Genomic DNA, 13318 nt, shown 5'->3' with positions numbered 1-13318 from the left:
GTTATTGAAAATGATTTATTTTGATAATAGTGCGACGACTAAAGTCCATCCAGAGGTACTGAACACATTCGTCACAGTCAACGAAAAATTCTGGGCAAATCCGGCTTCTATTCATACGTTTGGACACCAGACAAATGAATTGTTACAATCTGCTAGAGAACAAATTGCTGACATACTGAAAACTTCGAGTGAAACAATATTTTTTACATCAGGTGGAACAGAGTCCAATAACTTAGCGATATTTGGTCTTGCTCATAAATATAAGCATCGAGGAAGGCATGTACTGATTTCTGAAATAGAGCATCCTTCTATTATAGAAGCAGCTAAAAAATTGAGCGAACAAGGATTTGAAGTTGAGTGGATTCCCGTAGACAAAGAAGGAATCATTAAGTTAGGATCAGTAGAAAATTATCTAAGAGATGATACCGTATTGGTAAGTGTCATGCATGTAAATAATGAAACAGGAGCAATACAACCAATCGAAGAACTTTCTAAAATTGTTAGAGAACAAAGCAGAGCACTTATTCACATGGATGCTGTTCAAAGTTTCGGGAAAATACCGGTTAACTTTAAGCATTTCGATATTGATGCTATAACAGTATCTTCCCATAAAATACATGGATTAAAAGGTTCGGGATTACTTGCTTTAAAAAGATTCATCGAAATAGAACCGATATTATACGGTGGTGGACAGGAATTGGGTATCCGCAGTGGTACAACCTCTGTGCCTTTGGCGGTCTCTACAGCAAAAGCAATGAGACTTGCTATGGAGAATTTGGATAGTAAAGCTGCGAAATTACAAAGTCTGTCAGATGATTTAATGGAATACTTACAGTCTTTTCCTTTTATTAAAGTAATATCTCCAGCTAAGAAAGCACCACATATCATTTCATTTTCTGTGCAGAAGATTAAAGGAGAGGTACTGATCAATGCGTTACAGCAACAAGATATTATTGTCTCGACTAGTAGTGCATGCTCTTCAAGACAAACGAAAACAAGTCATGTGTTAAAAGCTATGCACATTTCAGATGACTTTATAAAAGGTGTATTGCGCATAAGTCTTAGCACCACTAATACCCAACCGGAAATAGACCAATTTAAAATTGTATTCAAGCAAGTCATGAATGTAATTAAAGGAGATTAAAAAGCATGAAATGGGAAAAAATATTAGTACGTTATGGTGAATTATCCACCAAAGGAAAAAATAGAAAGCAATTTATATCACATTTACGCAATAATATAAGGTTTTCGTTTGTGGATTTGCCTAATATAAAGATTCAAGCTGAAAGAGATCGCATGTTTTTAACATCATCGGATGATTCGGAAATTCATGCATTAATAGAGCGACTGCCTAAAATATTTGGTATTCAATCATTTAGTCCTGTAGCTTCCTGTTCAAAAGATTTAGATGATATTCAAGCAACTGCACTCAAAATTATGGACAGCCTAGAAAGCCAAGATAAAACGTTTCGTGTTACCGTAAAACGTTCAGATAAGTTTTTCCCGTTAGACACATATGAGCTGCAAAGCGTAGTAGCTAGTAATGTATTAAGACAATATCCATCTTTAAAAGTTCAAATGAAGAAGCCGGAAATTGATTTGCGAATTGAAGTGTTAAATGATGCTGTGTATATGATGGCACAGGTAATTCCTGGAGCAGGAGGTATGCCTCTAGGTTCTAATGGTCGTTCCTTATTAATGTTATCAGGTGGGATCGATAGCCCTGTGGCTGGTTATATGCTTTTAAAACGTGGTGTTCGCCTCGATGCAATACATTTTCATAGTCCCCCATTTACGAGCGAACGATCGAAAGAAAAAGTGATGGATCTTGCCAATCAGTTAAGTCATTTTGGGGCAACTGTAAGATTGCATGTTATACCTTTTACAGATATTCAACAAAGTATACAAGCCCAAATACCTGAAAACGTTTCAATGACTACTACTAGACGCTTAATGATGAAAATTGCCGATCTTGTTCGTGAAGAAATAGGAGCATTAGGAATTGTGACAGGCGAGAGCTTAGGCCAGGTTGCGAGCCAGACGCTGGAAAGCTTAACCGCGATTAATGCTGTTACATCTACACCAATTTTCAGACCACTAATATCTATGGACAAGTTAGATATTATAGATATTGCCCGGGAAATTGGAACGTACGAAACTTCGATATTGCCTTATGAAGACTGTTGTACTATTTTTACTCCATCCTGTCCAAAGACTAAACCGAAGCTCGAAAAAGTGGAATACTATGAGAGCTTTAAGGATTTTGATGAATTAATAGCTGAAGCAGTGCAAAATAGAGAAGTTCTTTCGTTCCCAATGAAAAAGTCGAATGATTTTTCAAATCTACTTTAACAATTAACAAAAATTACCTTTTCTCCTCTGTGTATGAATTAGATGAAAATGAACAATCTAATTTCACAAGGAGGTGAGGAACATGCCAAACAATAATAGCTCAAATCAACTTCTAGTACCAGGTGTAAGACAAGCATTAGATCAAATGAAATATGAGATCGCTCAAGAGTTTGGAGTACAACTTGGTGGTGAAGCATCATCGCGTGCCAACGGATCCGTAGGCGGAGAAATTACGAAGCGATTGGTTGCCCAAGCCCAACAACAAATGAATGGATTTCAAAAATAAGTAATCATAAAAAACCGGTAGCCTAGGCTATCGGTTTTTTTGATACCTACACTGGGATGGTGAAATGTTGCTCATACCAGAGTGAATGTTGCGCAAACGGCAACCAAAGTTGCGAGAACCCAGGGCAAAGTTGCGCAAAGACTTCCGAACGTTGCGCATCCGAAAAAGTCACACGTGCCTAACGTATTCAGCTCTCTTCACACTTTTGGAAGGTAATCTAGCTTTTTTAAGCTGATTGGTCACTGAAAAGGTGGGGATGGCCTTGCATGCATCACAACATTAAGTTTGTCTGTCTTATTACACCATTTATGGAATATAACTTTATTTTGAAGTACTCTAGTAGAAAAATATCTGAAAGTTATAACTTTTGTTCACTAAAACTTGTGATTTTCCTCTATAATTAAAACAGTGAAAAGGAGGAAGTCAAATGCATAAACAAGATTTAATAGCCCCAGAACATTATAACCTCGTTACTGAATTTGAAAAGTTTGCAGTAGATGAAGCAAAGTTAGCTTTAGTATGGGAATCTGAAGATGGGAAGCAGAAAAAAAGTACATACAAACATTTACTTCAAAGAGCAAGTAAAATTGCCAATCTGTTCACCCGTAAAGGTCTCCAAAAAGGGGACGTAGTATTAATAATGGTACCCCGTTTAATCGAAGCATATGAAATATATATAGCTGCATTAAAGGCTGGTCTTGTAGTTATACCGAGTTCTGAAATGCTTCGTGCGAAGGATATTGAATATCGATTGACACATAGTGATGCAAAGGCAATTATTGCTTATGAACCATTCCTTGATCAATTTGAAGAAGTTCGTAACTTAGATGATCAACTACTATTCGTAATCGGCAATAAAAAAGACAATTGGATTTCATTGACGGAAGAGATAAAAACTGAGTCGGATGAATTTCAAACAATTGATACCTTAAAGGATGACATGGCATTCCTTTCTTACACAAGTGGAACGACTGGAAACCCTAAAGGCGTTGTCCATACACATGGCTGGGCTTTTGCACATTTACGCACTTCTGGACCAAACTGGTTGGCGATTCAAGAAGGAGACATCGTGTGGGCAACAGCAAGTCCAGGGTGGCAAAAGTGGATTTGGAGTCCCTTTTTAGCTACATTAGGCAGTGGAGCAATCGGCTATGTTTATAACGGAAAGTTTGAACCTAAAACTTACCTTAAAATTATACAAGAGAAGAAAGTTAATGTGCTTTGTTGTACGCCTACAGAGTACCGAATCATGGCGAAAGTAGATACGTTAAACGAGTATAATCTATCCTCTCTTCATAGTGCTGTTTCGGCAGGAGAGCCGTTGAATAGAGAGGTTATTGAAACTTTCGATAGAGTGTTTGGTCTAGAAGTGCGAGATGGCTATGGCCAAACGGAAAATACGTTACTTGTTGGAACGATGAAGGGAATGGAAGCAAGACCCGGATCCATGGGGAAACCAACGCCAGGAAATACAGTTGAAATTATCAATGACCTAGGGCAAATTTGTGCCCCAGGAGAAGTTGGAGATATAGCTGTCCATCTAGAAACTCCAGCATTATTTAAAGAATACTTAAAAGATCCTGAAAGAACCTCCATGCAGTTTAGAGGAGACTACTATATAACAGGTGACCTGGCGAAAAAAGATGAGGATGGTTACTTCTGGTTTGAAGGTCGTGGAGACGATATTATTATTAGCTCGGGTTACACAATTGGACCATTTGAAGTAGAAGATGCCTTAACGAAACATCCAGCAGTGCAAGAATGCGCTGTAGTTGGAACACCACATCCGGAACGAGGAAGCATTGTTAAAGCATTCGTTGTATTACGTGATGCATCTATAGAAGGTTCTGAGGATTTAATAAAAGAACTACAAAATCATGTGAAACAAATAACCGCTCCCTATAAATATCCAAGGGAAATTGAATTTATCGAGGTATTACCAAAAACAGCATCTGGGAAAATTAAAAGAATAGATTTACGACAAAAAGAAAATAGTAAAAAGTAAGTTTTTGAGTTAAAACTTGTTCAGAAAACACGGTGAGAAATTATCTCTCCGTGTTTTCTTATTTACTTTAGTGATTTAAAGCAATATAATAGTTTAATATTTCGAGTTACAAAGTAAAAGAGGTGTCCTAATTGGGAACGGAAGAAAAACAAGGAATCATATTTGTAATACTGGCATATGTTTTATGGGGATTCATGCCAATCTACTGGAAGTTATTAGAGCATGTTTCAAGTGATGAAATACTTTCAGGTAGGGTAATTTGGTCATTTATATTTACATTTATGCTAGTAATAGTAGGTAGGAATTTTAAACAACTGAAAATAGATCTGAAGGATTTATGGGCAAACCAAAAATCTTTCTGGGGACTTTTTGCAGCTTCATATCTAATAACAGGAAATTGGTTTACATACATATATGCAGTGAATGCTGGTTTTATCGTACAGACAAGCTTAGGTTATTATATAAATCCATTACTTTCCATTTTATTAGGAATTATATTTTTAAAAGAAAGATTATCAAAAGCGCAACAGTTGTCTGTGCTACTTGCTGCTATTGGTGTAATTATTTTAACTGTTTCATACGGTGGAATTCCGTGGATTGCATTTACGCTTGCGATTACATTTGCTTTATACGGCCTGATAAAGAAAAGTATTAAAATTGATGCACTCCGTGGATTAACAATTGAAACTTTTTTTGTTTTACCTGTAGCGCTCATTTATTTTGTCTATCTAGTAGTATCAGATAAAGCGGTATTTTTCACATCAAATGCGACTACAGTTACCTTACTTATATTCACAGGTGTTGCAACTGCGGTACCACTAATATTATTTGCTAAGGGAACGAAAACAATGCCACTATATATGTCAGGATTTTTTCAGTATATAGCACCTACAATTATGCTATTAGTAGGGATCTTGTTATACGGTGAGGCATTTAGCAAAATAGAATTTCTATCATTTTCATGTATCTGGGTTGCGCTAATTTTGTTTACAGTTTCTAAAATAATAGAAGTTAAAAAAGCGGCCGACTCCGCCCTTCAGCTGGACAGATAAGAAAAAAACAGACAGCTCCGTTGCTTAACGGAACTATCTGTTTCAAATTATAAAAATGATCTTTTTACTTTTTCCCAATAACTATTATTCTTCAGTCTAACAGTTTTGATGATTTTATCACTCAAGCAAATAGTAACATTTTCAACATGCTGAATACTCAGTGCTTCGTTATCCGTGCTCATTGAAGGATAATCATTCCAATCCTTATGCAAGCGAAGCTCTAGAGTTCTCTGACCACTTAATATAAAGGATGAGCCTAGCGTTCTATATTCATTGCTATTAACAGAAGCAATTTCTGCAACTTGAATACAAGGAAGAAGAGGGTCAACCACTGCACCATTCAAAGATTTATTGTAACCTGAGCTACCGGTTGGAGTGGAAATTACCATGCCATCGCCTCGGAAGGACTCAAAATGCTTCTGATCAATAATTATATCTAATACAAATGCTTTAATAATATTCGAGCGAATCGTAAATTCATTTAGACATAAAAATTTTGGGTGATTATTTACCGAAATTTCTAGCAATGGGTACTTGCGAACTTGAATATTCTTCGTAAGGACTGCCTCAGCCATAGATTCTATATCATCTGCTAAAAAATCACAGTACATACTGAGGGTATCGGTTGTAGAAATACCAGCATACAAACAATCCTGTCTAAATCCTGTTTTACGGACCGCTTGTAAAAAAGAACCATCAGTCCCTATACTAACTATTATTGAAGCAAGCTCAGGGTCTTCAACGACCGTAAAACCATGGCTATGTATTGCTTCAGCGATTCTATCTTTTCTTTGCAGAGATTTTGTGTCATTCTTAGTATATAAATATATTGCGTTTTTGGAGGCCATAAACATTCTCCTTTACTATTGTATATATTTATTTTACCATTTCGTGAAACATTTAGATATTCTTTACGTATGTAAAGAGAAGTATTAAAGGAGGAATTGTACATATGAATATGAAACGCTGGTTTGCTATTTTAGGAGCATCATTATTATTACTTATTTCGATTTTCGTCAATACCGTCTCTACCGCATTTTCAACGGATTGGTCAGCGTATTTGGATAAATATGCTACTGCTTCTAGCTCGGATTTTTATGAAACCGTCTTAGAAGAAGGCAGTACGAACGAACGAATCGCAATGCTCACTGTCGATGGGACTATTCAAGATACGGGTAGTGCAACCTCACTTTTTGCCGCAGAAGGGTATAACCACCAATTCTTCCTACAGCAATTAGAGCAAGCAAAAGTGGATGACACCGTAAAAGCTATTGTTTTACAAGTAAATTCGCCAGGTGGTGGAGTTGTCGAATCGGCACAAATTTATAAAGAAATCATTGAACTTCAGGAAGAAACTGAAAAACCAATATATGTTTCTATGGGGAGTATGGCTGCTTCAGGTGGTTACTACATATCAGCGCCTGCAGATAAAATATTTGTTAATAAAGAGACGATGACAGGTTCCATTGGTGTCATCATGCAAAGTGTTAACTATGGTAAGTTAGCAGAAAAATATGGTGTCGAATTTGTAACGATTAAATCGGGACCGTACAAAGATATTATGAGTCCTACAAGAGAAATGACAGAGGCAGAAAGAGCAATGCTTCAAGAGATGTTAAACGATTCGTATGAGGACTTCGTTGATATTATCGAAAAAGGTAGAAATATGACTGAAGCGGAAGTTAAGAAAGTTGCTGATGGACGAATTTTAAATGGTCGTCAAGCAATCGAAGCCGGATTAGCAGATGACTATGGCTTTTTAGAGGATGTGGTTCAAGCTATAAAAACGGACTATAAATTAGAAAAAGCAGAAGTATTTGAATATGGCTACTCACAAAGCTTTGCTTCATTATTTGCGGTGAAAGCTGGGTCATTCTTAGGCCTAGATATGGAATCTAAACTTATTGGAAAGTTAATCACGGAAAATAGCTCGCCAAAAATGATGTATTTATATGGGAATGAATAAGGAGGGGTTTAGATGAGTGAATTTGTTCAATCACAAGAGCAGCATGTGCAAGGGAACACCTCTGCAACCCAGCAAGTAGTTGTTCATCGTACTGCACAATATGGACAGAAGGCTGCAGGCTTTTGGATTCGTTTTTGGGCATATACAGTAGATATTCTCGTTTTAGCATCTATTGGAATGTTATTGATCAAACCTATATTTCGTTTGTTGTCACTCGAGCTAAATAATCCGGAATGGTATGCACCCTTTACGATAATCACAGCAGTTATCTTCTATGTATATTTTGTGTTGATGACGAAGCTATGCAGCCAGACAGTTGGAAAGATGATATTTGGCATTCGTGTAATATCGAAAGACGGTGAAAAGCTAAAATGGGGTACTGTTATATTTAGAGAATGGATTGGTCGATTAATATCTATAATTCCATTGAATATTCCTTATTTAGTCGTAGCTTTCACACCTAAAAAGCAAGGTGTACATGATTTTATCGCTGATACATTAGTCGTACATGAAGCAGTGTATGATTTGAAAGAGAAAGTAACATATGAAAATGCTATTGCAAAAGAGTTGCATGAGCCGAACGTATTCTAGTAAGATGAAGGTATGAAAAAGGAGGCTACATATTATGGCACAAGTAACATTTAAAAATAATCCTGTAACATTAGTTGGTAAAGAAGTGGTTGTTGGGGAAAAGGCACCTAACTTTTCAGTACTTGCAAATGATTTATCACCCGTGACTCTACAAGATACAGCTGGTAAAATTCGTTTAATCAGTGTAGTTCCTTCCCTGGATACCGGTGTTTGCTCTACACAAACTAACAAATTTAACTCAGAGGCTGCTAGTTTAGGTGACGATGTAGCAATTCTAACTATTTCAATGGACTTACCTTTCGCTCAAAAACGTTGGTGTGGGGCTAATGCTGCAGATGCTATCCAAACTTTATCTGACCACCGTGATGCATCATTCGGAGAATCTTACGGTGTGCTTATGCAGGAATTACGCCTATTAGCTCGTTCTGTATTTGTAGTAGATAAAAACGATGTTGTAACTTATGCTGAATATGTTGGAGAAGGAACAGATCATCCAAATTATGAAAAAGCATTAGAAGCAGTAAAAGCACTGACAAACTAAGAAAAGCGCAAACGCCTATGTTAGCCCTGAAAAGCGTTGGAAGAATTGCAATAAAGGCGTTCTTTGCCTTTATTTGCAAGTCTGAAGCGCTCGAAGGGCTAGGCGTTGGAGCTAGACATATAATGGGTATAAAGGATATACTGTTTGTCTATAAAATAAAAGCAAGCCCACTCTGAAGCTTTAGAGTGGGTTTTACTATGAGGGATACTATGCACACACATGTTGAACAAATCTTTACATTTATTGATCAAGAGAGCAGTTTTATCGAGAATGAGGCTTCTGCAACATATTTAGAAGGAGTCGTTTATGCACTAGAACTTTGGTTGTCTGATAAAAAGAGACCGTCTATTATAGATGCAGATAAAGAAGAAATTCGTAAAGCCATTCAATTAGCTATCTTAAAAGGCATGAAGAAGTCTGCTCAGGTTAATCATCAGATGACACCAGACGCTATTGGACTACTGGTAAGTTATTTTGTAAAGGAATTGACAAAGAACAAAAAAGAATTATCTATTTTGGACCCTGCACTAGGAACGGGTAATTTATTGTATACGATTATGAATGCATTGCCGACGGAAAACTATGCATTTGGTGTAGAGATTGATGAACTATTAATCCAATTGGCAGCACAAACTGGTGAACTCCTTACACATGACATTCAATTATTTAGACAGGATGCTTTAAAACCTCTTTTAATCGATCCTGTTGATATTGTCGTAAGCGACCTACCTGTTGGATATTATCCAGATGTAGAAACCTCACAGGAGTACTTCTTACACAGTACAGAGGAAATGTCGTATGCACATCATTTATTTATGGAGCAGTCGATGAAGCATGTAAAACCAGGTGGCTATCTATTCTTTTTAGTACCAGATACTATATTTGAATCGAAGCAGGCACCTAAGCTTCATGAATTCATCAAAGAGAATGGTTGGATTCAAGCAGTCATACAATTTCCAAATTCCATTTTCAAAACAAAGGGACAAGAGAAAAGCCTCTTGATATTACAAAAGAAAAGCGATGCTTTGAAAGCACCGAGAGAGGTTCTATTAGCAAAGGTTCCGAATATGATGAACAAAGAAGCGATGGAACTATTTTTGAAAAAGATCGAAATTTGGCAAGAAGAGAATATGAAGTAAGTTGCTAGCTCCTTCTTTGAACGGTACAATTAAAGTACTAGTTCAACGAAGGAGCGTTTTTTATGCCAATAATATTAGCGATAAATGCAGGAAGCTCTTCATTAAAATTCCAAGTTTTTGAAATGATAGACGAACAGGTAATTGCTAAAGGATTAATAGAAAGAATTGGTCTAGGTAATCCTATTTTTACAATGACAACAAATAAAGAACGAATTAATATAATTGAACAGGTAGACAATCACGAACAAGCAGTAATACTTTTAATGAATATGCTTATTGAAAAGAATGTGATTCATTCGTTAGATGAAATCCAAGGAGTTGGACATCGAGTAGTACATGGTGGTGAGGTTTATAGTGATTCTGTTTTAATAAACGAGGAAGTATTAAGGACTCTAGAAGAATTATCTGAGTTAGCTCCACTCCATAATCCAGCAAATATTACTGGTATAAAGGTATTTAAAAAGAAGCTTCCAAATGTTCCAGCAGTAGCTGTTTTTGATACTGCTTTTCATCAAACGATGCCAGAAAGCTCTTATCTATACTCAATTCCTTACGACTACTATGAAAAATACGGCATTAGAAAATATGGTTTTCACGGGACTTCACATAAGTACGTATCGCAAAGGGCTGCAGTTCTATTAAATAGACCACTGGAGACAACTCGATTTATATCCTGTCACTTAGGGAATGGGGCAAGTATTGCAGCTATTCATCATGGTAAATCGATCGATACATCTATGGGATTTACGCCACTTGCGGGTGTAACAATGGGAACAAGATCTGGTAATATTGATCCTGCTTTAATCCCTTATTTGATGGAGAAAACAGGCAAAGATGCTGAAGATGTTTTAGATATTTTAAACAAGAAATCGGGAATGCTCGGAGTTTCCGGATTCTCTAGTGATTTAAGAGATATCGTTGGAGAAGCTGCTAAAGGAAATGAGCGTGCACAGCTGGCGCTAGATGTATTTGCCAATAGAATTCATAAATACATAGGCTCCTATGCGGCACGTATGAATGGTGTAGATGCTATTATTTTTACAGCTGGAATCGGAGAGAATAGTGAAGTAATACGTGAAAAAGTGTTAAAAGGACTCCAGTTTATGGGAGTGTATATGGATCCAGATTTAAATAAAATAAATGGCAAAGAAACTTTCATCAATTATCCCCATTCTCCAGTGAAAGTAATCGTTATCCCGACAAACGAGGAGATTATGATAGCAAGGGATACTGTTAGAATTGCGAATCTTTGAGGGTGTTCTGTAGTTTGATCTTGACTGAATAAAATGGATATAAAGGTGGGCATAGAGAAGATACTCTATGCCCTTTTGTTTTAAAGAAAAGGCAGGCTTTTTGGAAGTAGCTATATAATAAAGCGATAGAGGTAAATTTAAGAGAGATATGAAATACCCTCAGATGCTCTTAATGTGAATTTAAAAAGCTTATGTGCTTTGACAGAATAACTAAGGAGGTCTTCTAATGCCACTAGAACAAGAAGTAAAAGGTATGCTAATTGTCGGTGTCGCTATTATTATGGGAATTGCCGTTCTTATTACATTACTCCTTTGGCTAAAAAATAAGAATACAAGTACTGGCTACGCTTTGATGCTGTTACACTTTGGATTATTTTCAGTTGCAGCATATTTCTTCTTTAAAGGTATTTCCTTCGATTATAATCATCCAATGGCGTCAGAGGAAATTTCACTTCAAATAGGGTTTGCTGGGGTGGCATGGAGTTTAAGTATGTTCTGTTTGATAATGGGGATTTTTAACTTTTCAAAAATCAAAAAGAATAATGCTTTTTAAGTGGATTAAGCGAAGATGGCAACATCCAAAATTTTCTGGTGTTCTGTTTGGAAAAGGAGAATTTGAATATGACCTGAGTGATTTCTATTAACGGGGGTATTGGCATTCTTTGTGAAGATAAATGTTGTTAGTATTATGTATGCTTTAATAATAAATAAAGGACCTATTTCAGAATAAGTTTTCAGGTGAAATGATTCTTTGCCATAATGGAAAGTTAATTACGCAAATTTCAGCACATGTAGGAGGATCATATGAAACCATTTGTTATCTCTATAGCTGCCGTTTCTGGTGGAGGGAAAACAACTATAGTAAAAAAATTAAACGAAAAATTACATAATTCTAAAGCACTCTTCTTTGATAACTATGATTTGGAAGGTCCCGGGGACATCATAAGTTGGGTAGATAATGGCGCAAACTATGACGAATGGGGTTTAACTCCTTTCTTAAAAGAATTGGAAATATTACTCTCTGAACAGTTGGACTTCATAATATTAGATTATCCATTTGCATATAAGCATTCTTTAATAAGTAGATTTATTGATTTAACTGTATTTATTGATACCCCGTTGGATGTTGCTTTAGCGCGGCGGTTGACTCGGGATTTTCGAGATAGCACCAGCCAACATATTTTGTTCGAAATAGATAACTATGTTTTGCGTGGAAGAAGGGGCTATCTGGAGATGTTAAAAACAATTAAACCAAACTCTGACATAATTGTGGACGGGACATTGCCTGTCTTAGAGATTGCGAAAACTATATGTGAGAGGATTATAAGAAGTAAGTAATAGGAGAGAATATATAGAGGAATGGTTAATCATTATAAACATTAACTAAATTAGAATCTGAAAAACTAGGCAATTCTATCTAATAATCGAAAAAATGGTTGGACGTGAAGAGAATCACGACCAACCATTTAAATTATTCTATGATATTATACATCCAGTACTTCATCAGTACGGACTACAAGAACATCACAAGAAGCAGAACGTACGATATATTCGGATACGCTACCGATTAAAAATCTTTCCATTGCATTTAGACCAGTAGCACCACAGATAATCAGATCTGCTTCTACTTTTTTAGCAATGTCTTTTGAAATCATTGATTTTGGCGAACCGTATTCTACTATGACATTCACATTTTGTACACCAGCAGCGAGTGCTTCTTTTTTATATCCACTTAGTAAATCTTCTGCAAAAGTTTGAGCTCTTTCTGCAATGGAACGGTCATACGCCTCAATTGCAGCGAATGAACGAGTATCGATAATGTTGATTAGATTTAATGTTGCATTGTTACGTGCTGCTATAGATACAGATTTTTTAAATGCATATTCGGCTTCTTTCGAACCATCAACAGCCACTAGAATTTGATTGTATTTTAATGTCATTTTAAAAACCTCCTTATTGGTTATATATATAATATTCGAGATTGTTAGACATAATTCCTCCTTTTCTTCCATTTTTATTTAGTCTTATTTGTGAACGTATAGATGAGAATATTAAATTGTTGCAGTATTTTAAATATATAAATGATAAAATGGATTTGTATGAAATGATGCGATCAAATAATGCGTCATCTTC

14 protein-coding genes are annotated in these 13318 nt (G+C 36.2%); 12 read left to right on the top strand and 2 right to left on the bottom strand.

Going from position 1 to position 13318, the window contains the following annotated elements:
* Positions 1-10 precede the first annotated feature (10 nt).
* From ACN6MX_RS12655 to rarD, 5 genes are all read left to right on the top strand, one after another.
* Positions 11-1144, top strand: coding sequence for a cysteine desulfurase family protein (locus ACN6MX_RS12655; protein ID WP_419959259.1), 1134 nt, complete (start codon positions 11-13; stop codon positions 1142-1144).
* Between the two features lie 5 nt (positions 1145-1149).
* Positions 1150-2352: a tRNA uracil 4-sulfurtransferase ThiI gene (gene thiI, locus ACN6MX_RS12650; RefSeq protein WP_419959258.1), complete on the top strand. Its 1203-nt coding sequence runs from the start codon at positions 1150-1152 to the stop codon at positions 2350-2352.
* A gap of 82 nt (positions 2353-2434) precedes the next feature.
* The gene (locus ACN6MX_RS12645; protein ID WP_211894867.1) at positions 2435-2638 is read left to right on the top strand and encodes an alpha/beta-type small acid-soluble spore protein; all 204 of its coding nucleotides are present in this window, start codon (positions 2435-2437) and stop codon (positions 2636-2638) included.
* A 427-nt stretch (positions 2639-3065) separates the two neighbouring features.
* Positions 3066-4643 (top strand): acyl-CoA synthetase MbcS, encoded by a 1578-nt coding sequence (gene mbcS, locus ACN6MX_RS12640; RefSeq protein ID WP_419959257.1) that lies wholly within the window; start codon positions 3066-3068, stop codon positions 4641-4643.
* A gap of 131 nt (positions 4644-4774) precedes the next feature.
* Positions 4775-5695, top strand: a complete 921-nt coding sequence (gene rarD, locus ACN6MX_RS12635; RefSeq protein ID WP_419959256.1) for an EamA family transporter RarD — start codon at positions 4775-4777, stop codon at positions 5693-5695.
* 47 nt (positions 5696-5742) lie between these two features.
* Here the strand turns inward: rarD and ACN6MX_RS12630 are convergent, their stop codons facing one another.
* Entirely contained in the window at positions 5743-6543 is an 801-nt protein-coding gene (locus ACN6MX_RS12630; protein WP_419959255.1) for an NAD kinase, read from the bottom strand.
* A gap of 104 nt (positions 6544-6647) precedes the next feature.
* Here ACN6MX_RS12630 and sppA point away from each other — a divergent pair, with 104 nt between their 5' ends.
* The 7 genes from sppA to ACN6MX_RS12595 all read left to right on the top strand — a co-directional run bounded on the left by sppA (position 6648) and on the right by ACN6MX_RS12595 (position 12523).
* Complete coding sequence (sppA, locus tag ACN6MX_RS12625; protein ID WP_419959254.1) at positions 6648-7661, top strand: signal peptide peptidase SppA; 1014 nt, start codon at positions 6648-6650, stop codon at positions 7659-7661.
* A 12-nt stretch (positions 7662-7673) separates the two neighbouring features.
* Complete coding sequence (locus ACN6MX_RS12620) at positions 7674-8252, top strand: RDD family protein (RefSeq protein WP_419959253.1); 579 nt, start codon at positions 7674-7676, stop codon at positions 8250-8252.
* Positions 8253-8286: 34 nt separating this feature from the next.
* Complete coding sequence (tpx, locus tag ACN6MX_RS12615) at positions 8287-8793, top strand: thiol peroxidase (protein ID WP_419959252.1); 507 nt, start codon at positions 8287-8289, stop codon at positions 8791-8793.
* Positions 8794-8990: 197 nt separating this feature from the next.
* Entirely contained in the window at positions 8991-9932 is a 942-nt protein-coding gene (locus tag ACN6MX_RS12610; protein ID WP_419959251.1) for a class I SAM-dependent methyltransferase, read from the top strand.
* Between the two features lie 62 nt (positions 9933-9994).
* Entirely contained in the window at positions 9995-11185 is a 1191-nt protein-coding gene (locus ACN6MX_RS12605) for an acetate/propionate family kinase (RefSeq protein WP_419959250.1), read from the top strand.
* Between the two features lie 226 nt (positions 11186-11411).
* Positions 11412-11738: a hypothetical protein gene (locus ACN6MX_RS12600; protein WP_419959249.1), complete on the top strand. Its 327-nt coding sequence runs from the start codon at positions 11412-11414 to the stop codon at positions 11736-11738.
* A 251-nt stretch (positions 11739-11989) separates the two neighbouring features.
* Entirely contained in the window at positions 11990-12523 is a 534-nt protein-coding gene (locus ACN6MX_RS12595; RefSeq protein ID WP_419959248.1) for a hypothetical protein, read from the top strand.
* 146 nt (positions 12524-12669) lie between these two features.
* Here ACN6MX_RS12595 and ACN6MX_RS12590 read toward each other — a convergent pair whose 3' ends face one another.
* The gene (locus ACN6MX_RS12590; protein WP_419959247.1) at positions 12670-13125 is read right to left on the bottom strand and encodes a universal stress protein; all 456 of its coding nucleotides are present in this window, start codon (positions 13123-13125) and stop codon (positions 12670-12672) included.
* Between the last annotated feature and the right edge of the window lie 193 nt (positions 13126-13318).

Origin of the sequence: Psychrobacillus sp. BM2 (assembly GCF_048572895.1) — a bacterium.
Taxonomy (GTDB): domain Bacteria; phylum Bacillota; class Bacilli; order Bacillales_A; family Planococcaceae; genus Psychrobacillus.
Note: the sequence above shows the minus strand (reverse complement) of the source record. Positions and strands in the feature narration are given on the sequence as shown.